Genomic DNA, 22,452 nt, shown 5'->3' on the forward strand with positions numbered 1-22,452 from the left:
AACCCCGGTTTTCAGGACCAGTCAGCCAGCCCCCCCCCGGGAAGCGCCGCCGCTTCCAGGCCAGCCAGCCAGCAGCGTCCGGTCCCCCCCAACCCTTTCACCGAACTGAATATTTAAGTTATTGATATTCCTGTGAAGAATCTGTGACGCTTGGCTTCGCCCGACGTGCTTTCGCTTTTCTTGCAGCGATTCGGGTGATACCCTTGGATTCGGTCGTCATTCATCAACAGGAGCGTCTGGGGCGCCGCCGAACTCCACTTGGCAGGTCGTCCCGCTGAAACCCGGATTTGGCCAAAAAGCTGTTCATCAAGACCCACGGCTGCCAGATGAACGTGTATGACTCCGCCCGCATGGCGGATGTGCTGGCCCCGCTGGGATACGCCAAGACCGAGACGCCCGATGACGCCGACATGGTGATCATCAATACCTGCCATATCCGCGAAAAAGCCGCCGAAAAGGTCTTCTCCGAGCTGGGCCACTGGCGCATCCGCAAGCATGCCGCCCAGGCGCGCGGCGGCGACGTCACCATTGCGGTGGCCGGCTGCGTGGCCCAGGCCGAAGGCGCCGAGTTGATCAACCGCGCGCCCTTTGTCGATCTCGTGGTCGGCAGCCAGGCCTATCACCAGCTGCCCGAGCTGCTGGCGCGGGCCGAGCGCGCCCGTGTCAAGGGCACCGGCGGGCGCGGCATTCTCGCCACCGATTTTCCGGTCGATTCCAAATTCGATCACTTGCCTGACGAAATCAGCACGGCACCGGGGCCGGTGGGCTATCTCGCGATCCAGGAAGGCTGCGACAAGTTCTGCACCTTCTGCGTTGTGCCCTATACGCGCGGTGCGGAATATTCGCGGCCCGCGCAGGCCGTGATCGCCGAAGCCGATCGCCTGGTCGCCGCCGGCGTCACCGAAATCGCTCTGCTGGGCCAGAATGTGAATGCCTGGCATGGCGAAGGCCCCGATGGCGCCGTCTGGTCGCTCGGCCGCCTGCTGCGCGTGCTCAACGATCGCTTCGCCAAAACGCATCCGCATCTGCGCTGGCGCTACACCACCTCGCATCCGCGCGAAATGGATGACGACCTGATTGCCGCCCATGGCGAGGTGGCCGGCCTGATGCCCTTCCTGCATCTGCCGGTCCAGGCCGGATCCGATGCGGTGCTGAAGGCGATGAATCGCGGCCATCGCGCCGAGGACTATCTGCGCATTGTCGAGAAACTGCGTGCGGCGCGCCCTGATATTGCGCTGAGCGGCGATTTCATCACCGGCTTCCCCGGTGAGAGTGATGCAGATTTTGAGCAAACACTCGAACTCGTGCGCGCAGCGCGGTATGCCGCCGGCTACTCGTTCAAGTATTCCGCCCGTCCGGGCACGCCGGGCAGCCTGCTGGCCCGGCAGGTGCCGGATGCCGTGAGTGCCGAACGGCTCTATGCCCTGCAGGCCCTGCTGCAGGAACAGTCGGGTGCCTTCAACCGGGCCTGCGAGGGCCGCGTGCTGGATGTGCTGTTCAACCGCCCGGGCAAGCTGCCGGGCCAGCTGATCGGCCGCTCGCAGTATCTGCAGGCCATCTATGTGTCCGATCCCTCGCTTCGGATCGGCGATTTTCTGCCGGTGACGATCACCGGCGGCTATGCCAATTCCCTCGCCGGCGAGATCGCCCGGCGCGAGGCCGCGTGACGCGGGCGCGGCAGGCAGATCTTTTGGAAGCAACGAGGCTGAAGCCTGTGAGCGATACGCGCGGTTCGGATACTGCCGGGCAACCGGTCATTCTCGATTTCGACAACAACCGCCTGCTGGCGCTGCTGTTCGGCGAACATGATCGCCATCTGGCGCGCATCGAGGAACGCATCGGTGTGGCGGTGGCCTCGCGCGGCAACCGGCTGATGATCAGCGGGCCGGTGGATGCGCAGGCGCAGGCCAAGAAAGTGTTGACCGATCTCTATCGCCGGCTCGAAGCCGGCACAGAGGTCGAAATGGGCGATGTCGATGGTGCAATCCGTATGACCCAGGGAGGTCCAATGAACGCTCCTGTGAGTGCGAAGCTGCGTGACAAGGCCGAGTTGATCCGCGATGACCGACCGATTCCCGAAGGGGCGGTGCGCACCAAAAAGCGCATCATCCTGCCGCGCTCGCATACGCAGAAGGTGTATTTTGACGCCCTGCAGAAAAACGAGCTGGTCTTCGGCCTTGGCCCTGCCGGCACCGGCAAAACCTATCTTGCGGTGGCCATGGCGGTGAACTTCCTGCTGGAAGGCCGCGTCGATCGCATCATCCTCTCGCGTCCCGCCGTCGAAGCCGGCGAACGCCTCGGCTTCCTGCCGGGCGACATGCGCGACAAGATCGACCCTTATCTGCGCCCGCTCTATGACGCGCTCTACGACATGCTGCCGGCCGAACGGGTGGCAAAGGGCCTGGAAAGCGGCGAGGTGGAAGTCGCGCCGCTGGCCTTCATGCGTGGCCGCACGCTGGCGAATGCGTTTGTCATCCTGGACGAAGCGCAGAATACCTCGCCGGTGCAGATGAAGATGCTGCTCACTCGCCTGGGCGAGAATTCGCGCCTGGTGGTCACTGGCGATATGTCGCAGATCGATCTGCCCATCGGGGTGCCGTCGGGCCTGCGCCATGCGCTGGATATCCTGGAGGGTGTCGAAGGCATCGCCTTCGTGCGCTTTGGCGAGGCCGATGTGGTGCGCCATCCGCTGGTCACCAAGATCGTGCGGGCCTATTCGGCGCATGAACAGGAGCTGGGTTTGACCCGTCCGGATGCCGCAGGGCGTCCTCGCCGTTGAATTGAGCCGCCGAATTTGCCACAAAGCCCTGCATCATGCCCGACGGTTCCAGTATTGAGATTGATATCCGCATCGCCAGCAGCGCCTGGCGTGCGGCCCTGCCCAACCCCGGGGCAGCGATCCGCCGTGCGGTGCTGGCAGCCCTGAAGGCCGAGTTGCCGGCCCCAGCGAAAGGGAAGCCGGCCAAGACCGGCCTCAGCATCCTGCTGACCGATGACGCCGAGATGCGCAAGCTCAATGCCGGCTGGCGCGCCAAGGACAAGCCGACCAATGTGCTGTCCTTCCCGGCTGAATCCGCCGTCGATCCGGCCAAGCCGCCGGCCTATCTGGGCGACATCGCCCTCGGGCTTGCCACCTGCAAGCGCGAGGCGCGCGCGCAGAAGAAAACCTTTGCCGATCATGTGACGCATCTGACGGTGCATGGCGTGCTGCATCTGCTGGGTTACGATCATATGGACGATGATCAGGCCGAGGCGATGGAACCGCTGGAGACGGCGATCCTGGCGAAAATGGGGATCGCCGATCCCTATAAGGTCGCCGCGCCGAAGCCGCCCCGTGCAAAGGCCAAAAAGCCCAAGGCCAAAAAGAAAGCTGCCGTGAAGAAGGCTGTGAAAAAGCCTGTCGCGCCGAAGCGCGCGCAGAAAAAGGTGAAGAAGAAGGTGTCGGCGCGATGAGCGAGACCCGCGAAAATGGCGCCGGCACATTCTGGCGCCGGCTGCTGTCGCTGCTGCGCGGCCGCAACGACGAGTCCTTGCGCGACAGCATCGAGGAATTGCTGGAAGAGCATGCCGATGACAGCGCCACGCCGGAGGAAACGGCGGAGCGCGCCTTGCTGCGCAACGTGCTGGAAGTGGGCGAGTTGCGTGTCGGCGAAATCCGCGTGCCGCGCACCGATATCATCGCCGTGCCGGCCGAGATCGAATTCGACAGGCTGGTGAAGACCCTGGTGGATGCCGAGCATTCCCGCCTGCCGATCTATCGCGGCACGCTGGACGATGTGATCGGCATGATCCATGTGAAGGATGTGCTGCCCTACCTGTCTGGGGCTCGCAGTAACTTTTCGCTGGAAAAAGTATTGCGGAAGTTGCTGGTGGTGCCGCCGTCGAAGCCGGTGCTCGAGCTGCTGCGTGAGATGCGCGACACGCGCGTGCACATGGCCATCGTGGTGGATGAGTATGGCGGCCTTGATGGCCTAGTCACCATCGAAGACCTAGTCGAGCAGATTGTCGGCGAGATCGACGACGAACATGATGTGGCAGCGGGCGGCATGCTGATCCAGCGCGCCGATGGCGTGTTCGAGGCGCTTGGCCGCTGCCCGATCGAGGATCTGGAAGAAAAGATCGGCCATGCGCTGCTCGATCCTGAGAAGGACGAGGATGTCGATACCGTCGGCGGCCTGATCGTGTCGCATCTCGGCCGCGTACCGCTGCGCGGCGAGCAGATCGAACATCCTGCCGGGCTGTCTTTCGAGGTGCTGGAGGCCGATCCGCGCCGCGTCAAGCGCGTGCGTATCCGCACGCTGGTGTCGCAGCCCAGTGCTGATGCGGTGTAAGTCCTGATGCAGGCTGTGCGCGCCGCCCTGGCCGCGTGGCAGGCTCTGCGCGGCTGGCGCCGCTATGGTGTTGCCATCCTGCTTGGCGTGCTGCTGGCGGGGGCACAGGCACCGGTGTCGCTATGGCCGCTGGCCTTCGTCGCCTTCGTTGCGCTGCTGCATCTCGATGCCGATATGGCAACGGACGCCGCCGCAGGCCGGCGCAGCTTCTTCACCCAGTTCGCTTTCGCCTACGGCTATTTCGTCGCTGGCCATTACTGGATCGGCATCGCTTTTTTCGTCGATGCCGAGAAATATGCGCTGCTGCTGCCGCTGCCGATACTTGGTTTGCCGCTGGTGCTGGCGGCCTTTCCGGCCACCGGTGTCTGGCTGGCGCGACTGGTCGCCGGTCAGCGCCGCGTGCTGTATTTCCTGCTGCTGCCGTTTGGCTGGCTGGTTGGTGAATGGCTGCGCGGCCATGTTGCTACCGGCTTTCCGTGGAATCTGGTCGGCTATATCTGGGGCGACTGGCCGGCAGCCATGCAGCTCGCCGCCCTGATCGGCGCGCAGGGGCTCGGCCTGCTCACCATGCTGGCGGCCAGCGGGTTTGCCATCGCCCTGCTGCCAATCCCGCGCGCGCGCTTCGCCGTGCTGCTGCCATTGCTGTTTGCCGCCGCCATGGGTCTTGCGGCCTTGCGCATGCCGGCCGAAATCGCCATGACGCCGGGCGTGCAGTTGCGTCTGGTGCAGCCCAGCATCGTGCAGACCCTGAAATGGCGTGACGATCTGCGCCAGCAGCATCTGCAGCAGCATGTCGCCCTCAGCCTGCAACCGGCCGAGACGCCGCTCACCCATGTGATCTGGCCGGAAACCGCAATACCTTATCTGCTGGATGAAGAGGTTGGCCTGCGCATGGCGCTGGGGCGTCTGCTGGCACCGGGTACGGTGCTGGTGACGGGTGCGCCCAGACGCGAAGCTGTGCCCGACAACCCGCGCAGCATCCTGATCTACAACAGCATCTTCGCTATGGGCAGCGACACCGAGATTGTCGCGCGGTATGACAAAGTGCATCTGGTGCCGTTCGGCGAGTATCTGCCATTTCGCAGCATCCTCAAACCACTGGGGCTCGATGCCCTGGCAGCCGGCGCAGTTGATTTCTCGCCCGGCAGCGATGCGGCGCCGATCGCCATTCCCGGCCTGCCCTTTGCCCGGGTGCTGATCTGCTACGAAGCGATCTTCGCCGATGAATCGATGCAGGTTCTGGATGGCCGCGTGCCGGCTGCCGGCCTGCTGCTGAACCTCACCAATGATGCCTGGTTCGGCCGCTCGTCCGGCCCCTATCAGCATCTTGTCGCAGCGCGATTCCGCGCGGTGGAGCAAGGCCTGCCGTTGGTGCGCGCCGCCAACAATGGCATCAGTGCCATCGTCGATCCCTATGGCCGGATCACAGCCAGCCTTGGCCTTGATGCTGTCGGTGTTGTCGATGGTCCGCTGCCTGCAGCAACGGTACAGCGGCCATTCTATGCGCGTATCGGCGACACACTTCTGCTCGTCGTCGCTATGGTGATTCTGGTCACAGCGTTTGTATTCACTCGCAAGACCAGAAGCCATTGACCCGGTACGCTGCGACAGGTTTATTCCATACTGTGATTGTGATTTTTGTACAGAGTAGAGGACAGTTCAGTGCCGAAGAATTCGGTTGATGTGCATGTTGGGAACCGTTTGAAGCTGCGCCGCACCATGGTCGGCATGAGCCAGGATCGCCTGGGCCAGATGGTTGGCCTGACCTTTCAGCAAATCCAGAAATACGAAAAAGGTGCCAACCGTATCGGTGCCAGCCGGCTGTACCAGTTCGCCACGCTGCTGAGCGTGCCGCCGGCCTATTTCTTCGAGGGTCTGGAAGGCCAGCCGGTGACCAGCCGCGATGGCCGCCAGCTGGCTGCCGCCGTGCCGGCCGACAGCCCCACCACGTCATTCACGCGGGAGGATGTGGAATTGCTGCGGGCTTTCCATGGTCTGGGCCAGCAGGCCCTGCGACGCCGGATCATCGACCTAGTCTGGGCCATGAATGACGCTCCGAATGCTGATTTGGCCGCTCTGCCGGCCGAAGATGACGCCGCATAACCGGCCCGGGCTCGATTCGGTCACGCCATTCCGCTTGACCCCTGCCCCCAGCTCTGCGAAATAACCGGACTTTCGCGTTTTCCCAATCCCGGCGTGCGCCAAGCGACCGGTGCGGGGATACGCAGGCTTCGGGCCGGTTGGCGCGGTCGTGAGGAGATAAAAACGTGGCGCGTTCTTCTTATCTGTTTACCAGTGAATCGGTGTCCGAAGGTCACCCGGACAAGGTCTGTGACCAGATTTCTGACGGCGTGCTGGATCTCTTCCTCAAGGAAGACCCCTATGCCCGCGTCGCCTGTGAAACCCTGGCGACCACCAATCGCGTCGTCATCGCCGGCGAAGTGCGTGGCCCCAAGAGCCTGGTGTCGAAGTCGGGTGCGGTGAACAAGAAGAAGATCGAAGAGGTGGCGCGCGCCACCATCAAGAAGATCGGTTACGAGCAGAAGGGCTTCCACTGGAAGACCGCCAAGGTTGAAGTGCTGCTGCATGGCCAGTCGGCCGACATTGCCGTTGGCGTCGATGCCGCCGGCAACAAGGACGAGGGCGCGGGCGACCAGGGCATCATGTTCGGTTACGCCACCAACGAGACGCCGGAACTGATGCCGGCGCCGCTGCAGTTGTCGCAGAACATCCTGAAGGCGCTCGCCGATGTGCGCCACAGCGGCAAGGAGCCGCTGCTTGGCCCCGACGCCAAGAGCCAGGTCACGCTGCTGTACAAGAACGGCAAGCCGACCGGCGCCACCGCCATCGTCGTCTCGACCCAGCATGCCCTGAAGGACAAGAAGGGCCGCGAGCTGGAAAGCGGCGACATCAAGCGCATCGTGAAGCCCTATGTCACCAAGGTGATGCCGAAGGGCTGGATGTGCGATGACGAGCATTTCTATGTGAACCCGACCGGCCGTTTCGTCATCGGCGGTCCGGACGGCGATTGCGGCCTCACCGGCCGCAAGATCATCGTGGACACTTACGGCGGCGCGGCCCCGCATGGCGGCGGCGCCTTCTCGGGCAAGGACCCGACCAAGGTTGACCGTTCGGCCGCCTATGTCTCGCGCTACCTGGCCAAGAACGTTGTCGCTGCCGGCCTGGCCGACAAGTGCCTGATCCAGCTGTCCTACGCCATCGGCGTGGCCTATCCGCTGTCGGTCTATGTCGATACCTACGGCACCGGCAAGGCCGACGAGAACAAGATCTCCAAGATCCTGCAGGAGCTGGTGAAGCTCAGCCCGCGCGGCATCCGCGAGCATCTGAAGCTGAACCGCCCGATCTACGCCCGCACCGCCGCTTACGGCCATTTCGGCCGCAAGCCGGAAAAGGACGGCGGCTTCTCCTGGGAGAAGACGGATCTGGTCAAGGACCTGAAGTCGGCCTTCAACGTCCGCTAAGGACGTGATGCAAGACCGTGTCTGACGACGAGTCCGCGGTCGCGCCACGACGCCTGATTTACGGGCGTCGGCGCGGCCGCAAACTTTCTCCCACCCGCGAAACCCGCTTCGAGACCTGGCGACCGCGTCTTGGCATTACTCTGCCGGCGCCGGGCGTCACGCTCGATCCCGCATCGCTGTTCGCCGCGCCGATGAAGGCCTACTGGGTTGAAGTCGGTTTCGGCGATGGCGGTCATCTGTTTGCGCTGGCCGAGCAGCATCCCGAGATAGGTTTCCTCGGCGTCGAACCCTATGAACATGGCGTCGCCAAACTGGTGATGCGGGTGGCTGAAAAGGTCGAAGCCGGTGGGCCCGACAATATCCGCATCCTCACCGACGATGCGCGCCTGCTGCTCAAGGCGCTGCCCGATCGCAGTGTGCAGCGCGGCTTCACGCTGTTTCCCGATCCCTGGCCGAAGAAGCGTCATCAGTGGCGCCGCATCGTCAATGCAGACACCCTGGCCGACTGGGCCCGGCTGATCGGGCCGGGCGACGAGCTGCGCGTCGCCACCGACGTGCCGGATTACCAGCGCTGGATGTTGCGTCATATCCTGGCCGAACCGCGCTTTGACTGGCAGGCCGAAACCAGCCGCGACTGGCTGCAGCGCCCGGCCGACTGGCCGCCGAGCAAATACGAGCAGAAGGCCATCGCCGCCGGCCGCACCCCGCATTACTATCGTCTGTGCCGGATCTGACCCGCAGAACGAGGCCCTGATGCCCTTCCGCCTGCTGGCAGCCGCCTTCATGGCGGCATTGCTTGCCACCCTGGGGCTGCTCTTTGCCCGGGTGGCCACGACTCCCGTGGCTGAATTGAACATCGCCGAGGGCGATTTCCTGCTGATGCGGCATGTGGCGTTAGGATTTTTTGGCGGTTTAGTGCTGCAAATCGTATTTCTTTACAAACAGCCGGGCATCCATCGCGGGCTGGGCTGGGGTGTGGCGGGCTATTTCGTGCTGACCCTGATGCCCTGGCTGGTGCTGTCCGATGCCGTGCCGGGCCAGGTTTCGCCCGGCCAGCCGCTGCTTTGGCTCTTCGTTGTGGCGGTCAGCGCCGCCGGCCTGTGGCTGCTGTGGTGGCCCCCGGCCGGTAAACCGCCACGGCTCCGCCGCCTGGCTGGCCTGGCCCTGCTGTTGCTGCCGCTGCTGGCCGGCACCATCGGCGGTCCGGCCGATGGCGGGTTGATCGGGGGTGATCCCGGCCAGGCAACAGACCCAGACTTTGGGGTCTGGCGCGGCCTGGCCCTCAATCTGCTGTTCTGGCTGTTGCTGGGGGTGTTTTCGGTGCTTTCAGCCCGCCGGGTGGTCCAGCGTCCGGCCGGTGAAACCGGTGCCGATGCGGGACCGGACCGGCCCTGATCCGGCCCGCCGAAACGGGGTCAAAAGCCTTGCATTGGCTGAATTTGCCGCTATAACAGCGTCCGACATTGCTGGCCTGGTCCATGGTCGGATCGGGAAGAGGACATGGGCCGGCTGGCCCATTTTTTGTTTCTGCCGGGCAGAACCGTCCGGCAGTGTCCCGGGCCGGCCTGTCCACAGATATCGGCAAGAGTGTTCTAAAGGATCGAAGCGCACGCATGGATGCGGCGAACCGTATTGCAGAGTTGATTGCTCCCACGCTCGAAGCGATGGGCTTTCAGCTTGTGCGCGTCAAGCTGATGGGCACCGAACGTCCGGTGCTGCAGATCATGTTCGAGCGCGACACCGGCGGGGCGCCCCATGACGGCGGCATCACGGTGGACGATTGCGCCGAGGTCAGCCGGGCGGTGAGCGCGGTGCTCGATGTGGAAGATCCGATCAGCGGTGCCTACCGGCTGGAAGTCTCCTCGCCGGGCCTGGACCGTCCGCTGACCAAGCCGGCGGATTTCGAACGCTTCAAGGGATTTGCCGCCAAGGTTGAGCTGGGCCGCCCGCATGAGGGCCGCAAGCGCTTCCAGGGCCGCCTGGGTGGCCTGGCCGGCGATGCTGTTGTGCTGCGCGACGAGACGAAGGGCGACGAGACCCGTCTGCCGGTCGCCGAAATCGCCAGCGCCAAACTGATTGTCACCGACGACCTGATTACCGCGAGCCTCGCGGGACGCAGTGCGGCGGCGAATTAGAGTTTTTTACCGGTAACGAGTTTCGAGGAACAGGAACAATGGAAACGGTAACCAGTTTCAACCGGCTCGAGCTGCTGCAGGTGGCCGATGCCGTGGCCCGTGAAAAAGCAATCGAGCGCGATGTCGTGCTGATGGCGATGGAAGATGCGATCCAGAAGGCGGCGCGTTCGCGCTACGGCCTGGAAAACGACATCCATGCCGAGATCGACCGCAAGAGCGGCGAAATCCGCCTCGAGCGCCATCTGGCCGTGGTCGACAAGATCGAGAACGATGCCATCGAGATCGGCATCACGGAAGCGCAGCGCCGCAACCCCGATGCCCAGGTGGGCGATGTGATTGCCGAGCCGCTGCCGCCGATCGATTTCGGCCGCATCGCAGCCCAGACCGCCAAGCAGGTGATCGTGCAGAAGGTGCGCGAAGCCGAGCGTGAGCGTCAGTATATCGAGTACAAGGATCGCATCGGCGAGATCGTGAACGGTCTGGTCAAGCGCGTGGAATACGGCAACGTCACCATCGACCTGGGCCGCGCCGAAGCGATCCTGCGTCGCGACGAGCTGCTGCCGCGCGAAACCTTCCGCCAGGGTGACCGCGCGCGCGCCTATATCTACGACGTGCGTCGCGAGCCGCGTGGCCCGCAGATTTTCCTGTCGCGTTCGCATCCGCAGTTCATGTCCAAGCTGTTTGCCCAGGAAGTGCCGGAAGTCTATGACGGCATCATCGAGATCCGCGCCGTGGCGCGTGATCCGGGCAGCCGCGCCAAGATCGCGGTGCTGTCGAATGACAATTCGATCGACCCGGTCGGCGCCTGCGTCGGTATGCGCGGCAGCCGCGTGCAGGCCGTGGTGAACGAACTGCAGGGTGAAAAGATCGACATCATCAAGTGGTCGCCCGATCCGGCCACCTTCATCGTCAATGCGCTGGCCCCGGCCGAAGTGGCCAAGGTGGTGCTGGACGAGGAAGCCAATGCTGTTGAAGTGGTGGTGCCGACCGACCAGCTGTCGCTGGCAATCGGCCGTCGCGGCCAGAATGTGCGCCTGGCCTCGCAGCTGACCGGCTACGACATCGACATCCTCACCGAGGAAGAAGAGAGCGAGCGCCGCCAGAAGGAATTCCGCGAGCGCAGCCAGCTGTTCATCGACTCGCTGGATGTCGACGAGACCCTGGCGCAGCTGCTGGTCACCGAAGGCTTCACCAAGGTCGAGGAACTCGCCTATCTGCCGGTCGAAGAACTGGCCGAGATCGAGGGCTTCGATGGCGACATCGCCAACGAGCTGCATGAGCGCGCGCTGGAATTCATCGACAAGCGCAACACCGAGTTCGAGGAAAAGCGCAAGGCGCTGGGCGTTACCGACGAGATCGCCGCCATCGAAGGCATCACGCCGGCCATGCTGGTCGCATTGGGCGAGAAGGGCGTGAAGACGCTCGACGACCTCGGCGACCTGGCAGGCGACGAACTGCAGGAGATCGTCGGCGAAGGGCTTTCCAATGACGATGCGAACGCCATCATCATGGCGGCGCGCCAGCATTGGTTCGAGGGTGAAGAGGGCGGCCAGGCGTAAGCCGGCGGCTGCCGAAAGAGTATCGCGCGCCATGCCTCAGCGGCGTTGTCTGCTGACCGGCCAGCGCGCGCAGGCCGAAACCCTGCTGCGGTTCGCCATCGTGACGATGGCAGCCGGACAGGGCGAGGCGGTGGAGCCGGATCCGGCCCATCGGTTTCCGGGACGCGGGCTGTGGCTCGCGCCGGCACCGGATGCGGTGGCGATGGCGGTGGCCAAGGGAATGTTCCCCCGGGCCGCGAAACGCAAGCTGCAGGTACCGGCCGATCTGCCGGCCCGCAGCCTTGCAGCCTGGAAGGCCCATGTGGCCGGCCAGGTGACGAAAGCCCGGCGTGCCGGGCTGGTGCTGGCCGATGCGGCCGCGGGCGAGGATGGCGCAACACCGCTGTCCTGCAATGCGGCGTCACTCGGCCTCGGGTGGCTGGTGCTGAAAAGCGCCCCGCTGACCCGGCGTGCGGCGGCCGATCTGGCCCTGCTCGCCCGGCTGCTGCCGGTGTCGCAGGACATCGGGCGTTGACGGGTCGGGTGGGGGGTGCCATGAGGCTGGGCGCGCCATAGGTTAAGGCCCGGGCGTGAGACCGGGAGTAAGCATCGGTGCCGTCGGCACCATGCATGTAGTTTTTAGGCGGTAGGCGGAAGCGGACTGTATGAGCGACGTGAACGAGCAGGACAAGGACAAGGCGGCAGCAAAGCCCAAGCGGCTTGAGCTGAAAAAGACCGTTGAGACCGGCCAGGTGCGCCAGAGCTTCAGCCATGGGCGCACCAAGGCGGTGACGGTCGAGGTGCGCAAGAAGCGCACCATTGTGCCGCCGGGTTCGAAGGCTGCTGCCGAAGCGTCGGCTGCCGCCGCGCCTGCTGCTGCTCCGGCACCGGCCGCCGCGGCCCGCACACCCGCACCCAGCGTGCATGTGCCCTCGCGCGCCGAGATCATTGCCGAGCATGACGCTGTCCAGGCAGCCAAGGTTGCCGAAGAGGCCGCCGCCCGCGCTGCCACCGAGGCGGCCGCCAAACCGGCCCCCGCACCGGTCGACGCCGCACCTGCGGCTGCTCCGGCCGAGCCCAAGCCGGCTGCTGCCCCGCCGACCAACCGTATTGTCGAGCCGCGCAGCGGCCCGCGCATGACCGCGCAGCCGACCGGCGACGTGCGGCCCACCAGTGGCCGCGACCGCGTCGCGTCCGAGCGTGCCACCACGGCCCAGCAGCGGGCGCAGCAGCGCACCAGCGGCATGGTGCTCAAGCCGATGTCGGATGAGGAGAAGCAGGCCCGCAATCGCGATGCCGATCTCCGCAACCGCGTTGGCGAGATGCGTCGCGTTGCCGAAGAGGGCATGCGCCGCCGGATGGACGACCAGTCCAAGATTCATGCCGAGCGCGAAGCCGCGTTGCGCCGCCAGGCCGACGAGGATGCCCGCAAGAAGGCCGAGGACGAGACCCGCAAGAAGGCCGAGGCCGAAGCGGCGCGTCGCCTGAACAATCCTGAGCAGGCGGCGACCACAACCGGTACTGCGGCTGCGCCGGGTGCGGCGCCGACCGGCGTGCGTCCGGTTATGGATGACGAAGATGAAGGTGGCGCCAAGCGCCGCGGCGGTCCGGGCGCCAAGGTTACACCGGCCAAGCCGACGACGCTGCGCCCCAGCCGTGATACCGGCGAACGCCGCACCGGCAAGCTGAGCGTCACCAAGGCACTGGACGACAACGAGCGCGTGCGCTCGGTGGCCTCCTTCCGTCGCCGCATTGAACGCGAGAAGCGCTCGCATCACCAGGATTCTGCTGAGCAGCAGAAGGTTCTGCGCGACGTGGTCGTGCCGGAAACCATCACCGTGCAGGAACTGGCCAATCGTATGGCCGAGCGCGGTGTTGATGTCGTCAAGGCCCTGATGAAAATGGGTGTGATGGCGACCATCAATCAGACCATCGACGCGGATACCGCCGAACTGATCGTTGGTGAATTCGGCCATCGCGTGCAGCGCGTGGCGGAGTCCGACATCGAAGTGGGCCTGGGCGGCGAGAAGGACGAGGATGCGGTGATGCTGCCGCGTTCGCCGGTCGTCACCGTCATGGGTCACGTCGATCACGGCAAGACCTCGCTGCTCGATGCCCTGCGCCAGACCGATGTGGTCAGCGGCGAAGCCGGCGGCATCACCCAGCATATCGGCGCCTACCAGGTGCATATGAAGTCGGGCAAGGCGATCACCTTCCTCGATACCCCTGGCCATGAAGCCTTCACCCAGATGCGCGCCCGCGGCGCCAAGGTCACCGATATCGTCGTGCTGGTGGTTGCCGCCGACGACAGCGTGATGCCGCAGACCGTGGAAGCCATCCATCATGCCAAGGCGGCCGGCGTGCCGATCGTCATCGCCATCAACAAGTGCGACAAGCCGGCTGCCAATCCGCAGAAGGTGCGGCAGGAGCTGCTGCAGCATGAGATCGTGGTTGAACAGATGGGCGGCGAAGTGCAGTCCATCGAGGTATCGGCCAAGACCAAGAAGGGCCTCGACCAGCTGGAAGAAGCCATCCTGCTGCAGGCTGAAATTCTCGATCTCAAGGCCAATCCCGACCGCAAGGCCGAGGGCGTGGTGGTGGAAGCCAAGCTTGAGCGCGGCCGTGGTTCGGTCGCCACCGTGCTGGTCGCCCGCGGCACGCTGCATGTCGGCGATGTCTTTGTCGCCGGTTCGGCCTGGGGCCGCGTGCGCGCCCTGATCGACGATCACGGCAAGAATGTTGTTTCGGCCGGTCCGGCCGTGCCGGTCGAAGTGCTCGGCCTGCAGGGCAATCCGGAAGCCGGCGACGAGTTCGTCGTCGTCGAGAACGAGGCGCGCGCCCGCGAGGTCGCCGAGTTCCGCGAACGCAAGCAGCGCGCCGCCCGCTCCGCCATTTCGGCGCGCGGTTCGCTCGAGCAGATGTTCTCCAAGATCCAGGCCGGCGAAGCCAAGGAACTGCCGATCGTGATCAAGACCGACGTGCAGGGTTCGCTGGAAGCGATCCAGGCCGCCGTCAACAAGCTGGGCACCGACGAAGTGGTTGTCCGCTTCCTGCACGGCGCCATCGGCGGCATCAACGAATCCGACGTTTCGCTGGCGGGCGCCTCCAAGGGTGCCATCATCGGCTTCAACGTGCGCGCCTCCAAGCAGGCGCGCGAGCTGGCCGAGCGTGAAGGCGTCGATATCCGCTACTACTCGATCATCTACAACCTGATCGATGACCTGAAGGCGCTGCTCTCGGGCATGCTGGCACCGTCGATCCGCGAGAACTTCCTCGGCTATGCCGAGATCCGCGAGGTGTTCAACATCACCAAGATCGGCAAGGTCGCCGGTTGCATGGTCACCGAAGGCGTCGTCAAGCGTGGCGCCAAGGTGCGCCTGCTGCGCGACAACGTGGTGATCCACGAAGGCGCGCTGTCCACCCTCAAGCGCTTCAAGGACGATGCCCGCGAAGTCAAGCAGGGCATGGATTGCGGCATGTCGTTCGAGAATTACAACGACATCCAGAAGGGCGACATGATCGAGTGCTTCGAACTCGAGAGCGTGGCGCGCGAGCTGTAATCGCGGGCCAGCCTTACCTTTCGGAGTAGCAGATGGCCCAGCGCAAGCGCAGCGGCGGCGGCAAAAGCAGTGGCCGCGACGAACTGCCCGGCGGGCGCAGCCAGCGTCAGCTGCGCGTCGGCGAGGAGCTGCGCCATATCCTGTCCGATGTGCTGCGCAACGGCCATTTCCGCGACCCCGACCTGGCTGATCTGGTTGTCACCGTCACCGAAGTGCGCGTCAGTCCCGATCTGAAAGCGGCGACGGCTTTCGTGATGCCGCTGGCCGGCAAGGATGCGCCGAAGATCATCGCCGGCCTCAACCGCGCCACGTCCTATATCCGCATGGAAGCGGTGAAGCAGATCGATCTGCGCGTGGCGCCGCAATTCTCCTTCAAGCTGGATCACAGCTTCGACGAAGCGGCGCGGGTGACCAAGCTGCTGCTGCAGCCCGTCGTGCAGGCCGATCTCAGCAAAGACCCGTCCGAGACGGACGAATGAAAAAGCCCGTTTCATGAAAAGAAAGGGCCGCCCGGTCCATGGCTGGGTGATCGTCGACAAGCCGCTCGGGCTCACCTCGACGCAATGCCTGGCCAAGGTGCGCCGGCTCACCGATGCGGCCAAGGCCGGCCATGGCGGCACGCTCGATCCGCTCGCCACCGGCATCCTGCCGATTGCACTCGGCGAGGCCACCAAGACGGTCAACTGGGTGATGGGCGCGGGCAAGACCTACCGCTTCACCGTGCGCTGGGGCGAGGCCACCAGCACCGACGATGCCGAGGGCCCGGTCACGCAGCGCTCCGATATCCGCCCTGACCGCGCCGCCATCGAGGCCATGCTGCCCAGCTTCACCGGCGAGATCATGCAGCGCCCGCCGGCCTACTCGGCCATCAAGGTGGACGGCCAGCGCGCCTACGACCTGGCCCGGGCCCAGAGCAGGGCGGGGGGTGAGGTGCCTGTGCTGGAAGCCCGGCCGATCCGCATTGATGCCCTGCGCCTGGTCGACTGTCCGGACCCGGATCACGCCGTTTTCGAGGTCGATTGCGGCAAGGGCGCCTATGTGCGTGCGCTGGGCCGGGATTTCGCTTTATTTCTAGGAACTTACGGCCATATCACGGCCCTGCGCCGCACCCGGGTCGGGCGCTATGGGGAAACCGCGGCCTTTTCGCTGGATTCACTGGAGGAACTGTGCCAAAAGGACGCCGCGCACGCGTATCTGCTGCCGATTGAAACCGCGCTGGACGACATCCCGGCCCTGGTTTTGACCGGCCCGCAGGCCGACCGCCTCAAACACGGTCAGCCGATCAAGATCGCGCTCACGGCCCCCGGGCTCCCGCCTGAAGGAGAATTGCTGGTGACCGCCGACGGCAAGCCCGTCGGCATCGCCGAGCGGCTCGCTGACGAAGTCAGGCCGGTGCGTTTGTTCAACCTTTGATGTCGCGGAGTTAGACCATGACCATTACTGCCGAGCGCAAGACCGCGCTGGTTGCCGAATATGCCACCAAGAAGGGCGACACCGGTTCGCCGGAAGTCCAGGTGGCCGTGCTCACCGAGCGCATCAACAACCTCACCGACCATTTCAAGACCCACAAGAAGGACGTGCATTCGCGTCGCGGTCTGCTGATGATGGTGAGCAAGCGTCGCAGCCTGCTCGACTATCTGAAGAAGATCGACATGCCGCGCTACGACGCCCTGATCCAGCGTCTGGGTCTCCGCAAGTAACGATTATGGCCGCTGCCGCGAACACGATCGCCAGCAGCCGTATTCCGGACATGATGACACACGCCCGCTCCCGGACCGCCGGGGCGGGCGTTGTTGTTTCACCGTAGTCCGGGAATTGGCCGGCGCCATCGGGATGGACTCGATGCGCCGGTTTGCCGCGTGCGACTGAACACAGTTGTACCGGCCGGGCGGGAGGCGATGGGCGCCGTCCCGCCGGGTGCCTAGGTCAGGGACAGTCCGAAGGACCGAAGGGCGCCGAGGAAGGAAGAAAGACTATGTTCAATATCCATAAGACCGAACTGATGTGGGGCGGTCGCAAGCTCACCATCGAGACCGGCAAGATTGCCCGCCAGGCCGACGGCGCCGTGATGGTGACCTATGGCGACACCATCGTGCTTTGCACGGCCGTGGCCGCGAAGACCCCGAAGCCGGGCGTGGATTTTTTCCCGCTCACCGTGAACTACCAGGAAAAGACCTTTGCCGCCGGCAAGATCCCCGGCGGCTTCTTCAAGCGTGAAGGCCGCCCGAGCGAGAAGGAGACGCTGACCTCGCGTCTGATCGATCGTCCGATCCGCCCGCTGTTCGCCGACGGTTTCCGCAACGAGACCCAGGTGGTTGCCACCGTGCTGTCGCATGACATGGAGAACGATCCCGATATCGTCGCTCTGGTCGGTGCCTCGGCCGCGCTCACCATCTCGGGCATTCCCTTCATGGGCCCGATCGGTGCCGCCCGCGTCGCCTATATCAACGGCGAATATGTGCTGAACCCGACCAAGACCCAGCTGGGTGAAGCGGGCAACAAGCTCGACCTCGTCGTCGCCGGCACCGCCGACGCCGTGCTGATGGTTGAGTCGGAAGCCCAGCAGCTGCCGGAAGACGTGATGCTCGGCGCCGTGATGTTCGGTCACAAGGGTTTCCAGCCGGTGATCGAAGCCATCATCGGCCTGGCTGAACGCGCCGCCAAGGATGCGATGCCGCTGCAGGCCCGCACCGGTTACGAGACCGCCTTCAAGAAACTGCAGGATTCGGGCATCGAAGCCGAACTGCGCGTCGCCTATGAAGAGAAGGTCAAGCAGGCCCGTTACGCCAAGGTCGGCGAAGTGAAGGCCAAGGCCAAGGCGCTGTTCGCCGATGGCGAAGCCAACCCGGTCGATGTTTCGGATGCCTTCAAGCATCTCGAAGCCCAGGTCGTGCGCTTCAACATCCTCGACACCGGCCTGCGTATCGACGGCCGCGACACCAAGACCGTGCGTCCGATCGTGTCGGAAGTCGGCGTGCTGCCGCGCGCCCACGGTGCTGCGCTGTTCACCCGTGGCGAAACCCAGGCGCTGGTGGTCACCACGCTGGGCACCGGCACGGACGAGCAGATCATCGACGCGCTGGACGGCGAATACCGCGAAGCCTTCATGCTGCACTACAACTTCCCTCCCTACTCGGTCGGTGAAGCCGGCCGCATGGGTTCGCCGGGCCGCCGCGAAATCGGCCATGGCAAGCTGGCCTGGCGCGCCGTGCGCCCGCTGCTGCCGGCGAAGGAAGCCTTCCCCTACACGATCCGCGTCGTCTCGGAGATCACCGAGTCGAACGGCTCTTCCTCGATGGCCACTGTCTGCGGCACTTCGCTGGCGCTGATGGATGCCGGCGTGCCGCTGACCGCTCCGGTTGCCGGCATTGCCATGGGCCTGATCCTGGAAGGCACGCGCTTCGCCGTGCTGTCCGACATCCTGGGTGATGAAGATCACCTCGGCGACATGGACTTCAAGGTGGCTGGCACCAACGAGGGCGTCACCGCCCTGCAGATGGACATCAAGATCGCCGGCATCACCGAAGAGATCATGCGCGTCGCGCTGGACCAGGCCAAGGCTGGCCGCGTCCACATCCTGGGCGAGATGTCCAAGGCGATGTCGCAGAACCGCACCGGCGTGAAGGAAAATGCGCCGCGCATCACCACGATTACCGTGCCGAAGGACAAGATCCGTGAAGTGATCGGGTCGGGCGGCAAGGTGATCCGCGAGATCGTGGAAAAGACCGGCACCAAGATCGACATCGAGGACGATGGCACGATCAAGATCGCTTCGTCGGACCCGGCCGCTTCGGATGCCGCGATCCAGTGGATCAAGTCGATCGTCTCGGAACCCGAGGTCGGCATGATCTACAAGGGCAAGATCGTCAAGCTGGTCGATTTCGGCGCCTTCGTGAACTTCTTCGGCAGCCGCGACGGCCTCGTGCATGTCTCGGAAATGGCGCCCAAGCGCATCAACAAGCCGAGCGATGTGGTCTCGGAAGGCCAGGAAGTGCGCGTTAAGGTGCTCGGCATCGACGAGCGCGGCAAGGTGCGCCTGTCCATGAAGGTGGTCGACCAGGCCACTGGCGAAGACCTGTCGAACAAGCCCAGGACTGACGAAGCCGTTCAGGCCGACTAAGCCTTCAGGCAGATCGAACATGAAAGGCCGGGAGCGATCCCGGCCTTTTTTCGTTATGATGCCGGGTCCGGTCTTGGTTTAGAAAATCTTAAGCGCCGCACGGCAAGCTGGACGGATATGCGTCGCCGCCGGCGCAGGAGATACATTTTGCAGTTTTCCGGACTGACCGACCTGCCTTTCGAACCTTATTTCGTCACCGGTGCGCCGCGCACCGGCACATCTATTCTGCATGCGCTGATCTGCACCGACGACGCGGTGAACGACTACATCAATGAATGCAGCTATTTCACGGCACTTCTGCAGCCGTTCATGGTCGGCTGGAAGACTTTCGACGATCACACCAAGGCCTATTTCGCCGCCAGCCGCCAGCGCTTCATCGATTACCACGGCCAATTGATCCGCAGCGTGCTGCGCGATATCTGGGAGCAGCTCGGCAGGCCGAAGAAGCTGGTGCTGAAGGATCCGGTGCTGAGCCGCAGCATGCATCTGATGGCGCAGCTGGTGCCGGCATCAAAATACATCATCACCATTCGGGATCCGCGCGATGTGATGGCGTCCCGTGTGGTGGTGATGCGCAAGACCGATGCGACTGCCGTGGTCGGCGATCGCGATATCGAGAAGGTCTGCAAGGAATTCAACGCGTCCTACACCGCCCTGATCAACATGGGTGACATCTTTGCCGGCCGCGCCCTGCTGGTTCCTTATGAGGCACTGGCGCAAAGCGGCAATATGAAGTCGATCGAGGATTTCATGGGCATTGCCATCCGGAAGGATCGGGTGTGGCAGTCGGAGCTGACGGACGTGTCCCGCGCCGAGGGCAATGCCTGGAACACCGAACAATACGGCAAGCCGCTGAATGCAGATTCGGTCGGCAACTACAAGAAGCTGCTGGACGAGGCGCAGGTGGCGCTGGTGGAAAAGCTCTGTGCCCCGCAGATGCAGGCGCTCGGCATGCCGCTGGTCTAGGCGCGTTACGACGGCGGCTCGGCCAGCGGCGCGATGATGCGGCGGTAGCGGCCATCGGCGCGCATGGCCTGATAGGCGGCGCGCAGTCTGGCGACCAGGGGCTGCGGCAGGTCGGGTGAGCCGGCAATCCAGAACGGCACCACGGCAAAGGATTCGCCTGCGCGCAATTCGGCCGGTCCAAAATCCAGCGCGGCCCAGGTGGCGCGGCCGATGGCGCGCAGGGCGAACCAGCCATCGATCCGGCCGGCGCGCAGCAGGCGGGCATTGTCGGCTTCACTGTTGGTGGTTTCAAAATTCTCCAGTCCGAAGGACTGCAGCATCACCTGCAGTTCCGATCCGCGCATGACACTGATGCGTGGCAGGCGGCTCGCGGCATCCAGGCTGTTGACCACGGGGCTGCTGGTGCGGGTGAAGAATACGGCCCGGTCGGCATAGACCTCGCCGATCCAGGTATACCGGTTTTCGCGCGGCGGGGTGCGCAGCAGGGCCGGATACAGGCTGCTGCCCTGATCCAGTGCCATCACCGCCCGTTGGAAGGGCAGGATACGCACAGTTGGATCGATGCCGGTGGTGCGCGCCAGATGCTGCACCAGTTCCACCGCCGGCCCGGCCCCGAGACCGTCCTGCTCCACCACATAGGGCGGGCGGGCGGCGGCAATGATCTGGATGGCGGCCGACTGGGCCCAGGCCGTGCCGCCAATGGCGAACAGTCCGATGCCGAGCACAAGGATGCCTGTGGTCCTGAGCAAGGGCGATTGGCCTCCGATCAACCTCCAGTTTACCGCAAGTCCGGTAAGAAACCGGTTATTTTCCGGCAATATATAAGATCGAGAGTCCCGGCGAATCGGCAATTTGGCTGGCATCGCCGTGATGTCGGCGCGGCGCGGCCTGATTCTTGCCGTTTTTCTGCATTTCTATTACAGCAGCCCAGTCTGCGTGGAGACAGGCATGCATAGTCTTCGTCCGATCCCCGGTTTTCTGCTGGCGGCGCTTCTGATGGCAGCGCCCGGCCCGGTGTCGGACGCCTATGCCCAGCATCAACTGGCCCAGTCCCAGGCCTCAGAACCGGCCGATACCGAGGATGTCACCGATGGCGCCACCATCGTGCGCGGCAAGTATGCGGCTGGCGATACGCGGTCCGACTGGGAAGCCGCCGTGCGCGACGGAAAACCCGAGCGGATCGCCGAGTGGCGCGACTATGGCGACAAGGGCAGCGCCAATGTCGTTTTCAGCTTTCATAACGGCGACCTGATGCATTACGCCGAGCACGGCCGCCGGCGTGGCGGCCAGGCCGGGTCCATGGACGGGCTGCGCCGGGTCGAACTCAATCTCTCCTTCGCCAACGGCCGCTATACCGGCGGCCGCAAGACCATCGACGGCATCGAGACCGAGCCGACCGATGCGGAAATCCGTGGCGCCAATCTGCAGGCCGTGGCGGCGCTGGAGCGGCTGGCGGTGTCCAAGCCGGCCTGGCAGGACAGTCGCGGCACCGGATTTTCGATGACGTCGATCCCGCAGCCGGCCGGCCCCAGTGCCGAGGCGCGGCGGCTGGCCGGCGCCGGTGGCGAAATCGTGTTCCGCTGCAGCGATACCCTCTATGCCGTGCTGGGTGCGGCGCAGGAGCGCCTGGTGGTGGAAACCCAGGGCCGCGACCCGGTCACGCTGCAACGGCAGTCGGTCGGCATGCGCTACGATTATTTCGGGGCCGGCTGGGGCGCCCAGCGCCGTGGCGAGGAACTGCGGCTTGAAGAGGCCGGTGGTCGCGCCATGCTGTGCCGGATTGTCTCGGCTGCAGCGCCGCCCTCATCGCTGCCGCCATCGGACCCGCCGGCACGCTAGCAGAAAATCGGTTCGCGGCCGCTCAGGCCTTGTCGAAAACCTTGAAGGTTGCCGTCGCCCGGTTGGTCACCAGAGCGCCAACCTTGAGTTCGCACTGCACGGTCAGGATATCGCCCTCGCGTGTCAGTTCGATCAGATGGCAGGTCAGCCAGGCGCCCATCGGCGCCGGCCGCCGGTAGTCCATGCTGAGCTGCGTGGTCCACATTTTCCCGATATCGGACCGCTGGTGATAGATGAAGGCGGCCATGAAGGTATCGGCCAGTGTGGCGAGAAAGCCGCCATGCCCGGTGCCGTGCCGATTGGCATGCTTGGGGCGCACATGCAGGCCGTAGACCGGCGGCGCGCCCATGGCGTCATCGCGGATATAGACTTTGCCCAGGCTTCGGAAGAATGGCGACACCGGCGGCAGCACGGCGAAGCCGGGCGGCACCGGCGCCGGCTGTCGGCGCTGTTTCATAAAAGGCTTGATGGCCTATGCAGC

20 protein-coding genes and 1 pseudogene are annotated in these 22,452 nt (G+C 64.6%); 19 read left to right on the plus strand and 2 right to left on the minus strand.

Features of this window, described 5'->3' with window-relative positions; genetic code table 11:
• Positions 1 to 287: 287 nt before the first annotated feature.
• The 18 genes and pseudogenes from miaB to AAG799_RS02790 all read left to right on the plus strand — a co-directional run bounded on the left by miaB (position 288) and on the right by AAG799_RS02790 (position 20,132).
• Positions 288 to 1,667, plus strand: a complete 1,380-nt coding sequence (gene miaB / locus AAG799_RS02705; protein ID WP_341894255.1) for a tRNA (N6-isopentenyl adenosine(37)-C2)-methylthiotransferase MiaB — start codon at positions 288 to 290, stop codon at positions 1,665 to 1,667.
• A gap of 47 nt (positions 1,668 to 1,714) precedes the next feature.
• A complete protein-coding gene (locus tag AAG799_RS02710; RefSeq protein ID WP_341894256.1) occupies positions 1,715 to 2,779 on the plus strand; it encodes a PhoH family protein in 1,065 nt (354 codons plus the stop codon).
• A 35-nt stretch (positions 2,780 to 2,814) separates the two neighbouring features.
• Positions 2,815 to 3,309: pseudogene (gene ybeY, locus AAG799_RS02715) on the plus strand (rRNA maturation RNase YbeY); the annotation flags it as partial.
• A gap of 140 nt (positions 3,310 to 3,449) precedes the next feature.
• Positions 3,450 to 4,331 carry a hemolysin family protein gene (locus tag AAG799_RS02720; RefSeq protein WP_341894257.1) on the plus strand — a complete coding sequence of 294 codons (882 nt, stop codon included), beginning with the start codon at positions 3,450 to 3,452 and terminating at the stop codon, positions 4,329 to 4,331.
• 6 nt (positions 4,332 to 4,337) lie between these two features.
• The gene (gene lnt, locus AAG799_RS02725) at positions 4,338 to 5,924 is read left to right on the plus strand and encodes an apolipoprotein N-acyltransferase (RefSeq protein ID WP_341894258.1); all 1,587 of its coding nucleotides are present in this window, start codon (positions 4,338 to 4,340) and stop codon (positions 5,922 to 5,924) included.
• Positions 5,925 to 5,993: 69 nt separating this feature from the next.
• On the plus strand, positions 5,994 to 6,434 hold the full coding sequence (locus AAG799_RS02730; RefSeq protein WP_341894259.1) for a helix-turn-helix domain-containing protein: 441 nt from the start codon (positions 5,994 to 5,996) through the stop codon (positions 6,432 to 6,434).
• A 164-nt stretch (positions 6,435 to 6,598) separates the two neighbouring features.
• A complete protein-coding gene (metK, locus tag AAG799_RS02735) occupies positions 6,599 to 7,813 on the plus strand; it encodes a methionine adenosyltransferase (RefSeq protein ID WP_341894260.1) in 1,215 nt (404 codons plus the stop codon).
• A gap of 17 nt (positions 7,814 to 7,830) precedes the next feature.
• Positions 7,831 to 8,547, plus strand: a complete 717-nt coding sequence (locus AAG799_RS02740; RefSeq protein WP_341894261.1) for a tRNA (guanine(46)-N(7))-methyltransferase TrmB — start codon at positions 7,831 to 7,833, stop codon at positions 8,545 to 8,547.
• 19 nt (positions 8,548 to 8,566) lie between these two features.
• Positions 8,567 to 9,208, plus strand: coding sequence for a hypothetical protein (locus AAG799_RS02745; protein ID WP_341894262.1), 642 nt, complete (start codon positions 8,567 to 8,569; stop codon positions 9,206 to 9,208).
• A 218-nt stretch (positions 9,209 to 9,426) separates the two neighbouring features.
• Positions 9,427 to 9,948 carry a ribosome maturation factor RimP gene (gene rimP, locus AAG799_RS02750; RefSeq protein WP_341894263.1) on the plus strand — a complete coding sequence of 174 codons (522 nt, stop codon included), beginning with the start codon at positions 9,427 to 9,429 and terminating at the stop codon, positions 9,946 to 9,948.
• Between the two features lie 38 nt (positions 9,949 to 9,986).
• Positions 9,987 to 11,507: a transcription termination factor NusA gene (gene nusA / locus AAG799_RS02755; protein WP_341894264.1), complete on the plus strand. Its 1,521-nt coding sequence runs from the start codon at positions 9,987 to 9,989 to the stop codon at positions 11,505 to 11,507.
• A 31-nt stretch (positions 11,508 to 11,538) separates the two neighbouring features.
• The gene (locus AAG799_RS02760) at positions 11,539 to 12,021 is read left to right on the plus strand and encodes a DUF448 domain-containing protein (protein ID WP_341894265.1); all 483 of its coding nucleotides are present in this window, start codon (positions 11,539 to 11,541) and stop codon (positions 12,019 to 12,021) included.
• 130 nt (positions 12,022 to 12,151) lie between these two features.
• Positions 12,152 to 15,046 (plus strand): translation initiation factor IF-2, encoded by a 2,895-nt coding sequence (infB, locus tag AAG799_RS02765; protein ID WP_341894266.1) that lies wholly within the window; start codon positions 12,152 to 12,154, stop codon positions 15,044 to 15,046.
• A gap of 32 nt (positions 15,047 to 15,078) precedes the next feature.
• Positions 15,079 to 15,525, plus strand: a complete 447-nt coding sequence (gene rbfA / locus AAG799_RS02770; protein ID WP_341894267.1) for a 30S ribosome-binding factor RbfA — start codon at positions 15,079 to 15,081, stop codon at positions 15,523 to 15,525.
• Positions 15,526 to 15,538: 13 nt separating this feature from the next.
• Positions 15,539 to 16,459 (plus strand): tRNA pseudouridine(55) synthase TruB, encoded by a 921-nt coding sequence (gene truB, locus AAG799_RS02775; protein ID WP_341894268.1) that lies wholly within the window; start codon positions 15,539 to 15,541, stop codon positions 16,457 to 16,459.
• 17 nt (positions 16,460 to 16,476) lie between these two features.
• Positions 16,477 to 16,746 (plus strand): 30S ribosomal protein S15, encoded by a 270-nt coding sequence (gene rpsO / locus AAG799_RS02780; protein WP_341894269.1) that lies wholly within the window; start codon positions 16,477 to 16,479, stop codon positions 16,744 to 16,746.
• A gap of 275 nt (positions 16,747 to 17,021) precedes the next feature.
• Positions 17,022 to 19,166, plus strand: coding sequence for a polyribonucleotide nucleotidyltransferase (pnp, locus tag AAG799_RS02785; protein ID WP_341894270.1), 2,145 nt, complete (start codon positions 17,022 to 17,024; stop codon positions 19,164 to 19,166).
• A gap of 147 nt (positions 19,167 to 19,313) precedes the next feature.
• Positions 19,314 to 20,132 carry a sulfotransferase gene (locus AAG799_RS02790; protein WP_341894271.1) on the plus strand — a complete coding sequence of 273 codons (819 nt, stop codon included), beginning with the start codon at positions 19,314 to 19,316 and terminating at the stop codon, positions 20,130 to 20,132.
• A gap of 5 nt (positions 20,133 to 20,137) precedes the next feature.
• Here the strand turns inward: AAG799_RS02790 and AAG799_RS02795 are convergent, their stop codons facing one another.
• A complete protein-coding gene (locus AAG799_RS02795; protein ID WP_341894272.1) occupies positions 20,138 to 20,881 on the minus strand; it encodes a transporter substrate-binding domain-containing protein in 744 nt (247 codons plus the stop codon).
• Between the two features lie 199 nt (positions 20,882 to 21,080).
• Here AAG799_RS02795 and AAG799_RS02800 point away from each other — a divergent pair, with 199 nt between their 5' ends.
• A complete protein-coding gene (locus tag AAG799_RS02800) occupies positions 21,081 to 21,971 on the plus strand; it encodes a hypothetical protein (protein WP_341894273.1) in 891 nt (296 codons plus the stop codon).
• Positions 21,972 to 21,993: 22 nt separating this feature from the next.
• Here AAG799_RS02800 and AAG799_RS02805 read toward each other — a convergent pair whose 3' ends face one another.
• Positions 21,994 to 22,428, minus strand: coding sequence for a PaaI family thioesterase (locus AAG799_RS02805; RefSeq protein ID WP_341894274.1), 435 nt, complete (start codon positions 22,426 to 22,428; stop codon positions 21,994 to 21,996).
• Positions 22,429 to 22,452: the final 24 nt, after the last annotated feature.

The sequence above is a fragment of the Ferrovibrio terrae genome (assembly GCF_943371255.1).
GTDB lineage: Bacteria > Pseudomonadota > Alphaproteobacteria > Ferrovibrionales > Ferrovibrionaceae > Ferrovibrio > Ferrovibrio terrae_B.

Bases quoted from the DNA above. Each gene is read 5' to 3' on its own strand.
- AAG799_RS02720 (WP_341894257.1), top strand. From the start codon at position 3,450: ATGAGCGAGACCCGCGAAAATGGCGCCGGCACATTCTGGCGCCGGCTG.
- lnt (WP_341894258.1), top strand. From the start codon at position 4,338: ATGCAGGCTGTGCGCGCCGCCCTGGCCGCGTGGCAGGCTCTGCGCGGC.
- AAG799_RS02745 (WP_341894262.1), top strand. From the start codon at position 8,567: ATGCCCTTCCGCCTGCTGGCAGCCGCCTTCATGGCGGCATTGCTTGCC.
- rimP (WP_341894263.1), top strand. From the start codon at position 9,427: ATGGATGCGGCGAACCGTATTGCAGAGTTGATTGCTCCCACGCTCGAA.
- nusA (WP_341894264.1), top strand. From the start codon at position 9,987: ATGGAAACGGTAACCAGTTTCAACCGGCTCGAGCTGCTGCAGGTGGCC.
- AAG799_RS02760 (WP_341894265.1), top strand. From the start codon at position 11,539: ATGCCTCAGCGGCGTTGTCTGCTGACCGGCCAGCGCGCGCAGGCCGAA.
- infB (WP_341894266.1), top strand. From the start codon at position 12,152: ATGAGCGACGTGAACGAGCAGGACAAGGACAAGGCGGCAGCAAAGCCC.
- rbfA (WP_341894267.1), top strand. From the start codon at position 15,079: ATGGCCCAGCGCAAGCGCAGCGGCGGCGGCAAAAGCAGTGGCCGCGAC.
- truB (WP_341894268.1), top strand. From the start codon at position 15,539: ATGAAAAGAAAGGGCCGCCCGGTCCATGGCTGGGTGATCGTCGACAAG.
- rpsO (WP_341894269.1), top strand. From the start codon at position 16,477: ATGACCATTACTGCCGAGCGCAAGACCGCGCTGGTTGCCGAATATGCC.
- pnp (WP_341894270.1), top strand. From the start codon at position 17,022: ATGTTCAATATCCATAAGACCGAACTGATGTGGGGCGGTCGCAAGCTC.
- AAG799_RS02800 (WP_341894273.1), top strand. From the start codon at position 21,081: ATGCATAGTCTTCGTCCGATCCCCGGTTTTCTGCTGGCGGCGCTTCTG.
- AAG799_RS02805 (WP_341894274.1), bottom strand. From the start codon at position 22,428: ATGAAACAGCGCCGACAGCCGGCGCCGGTGCCGCCCGGCTTCGCCGTG.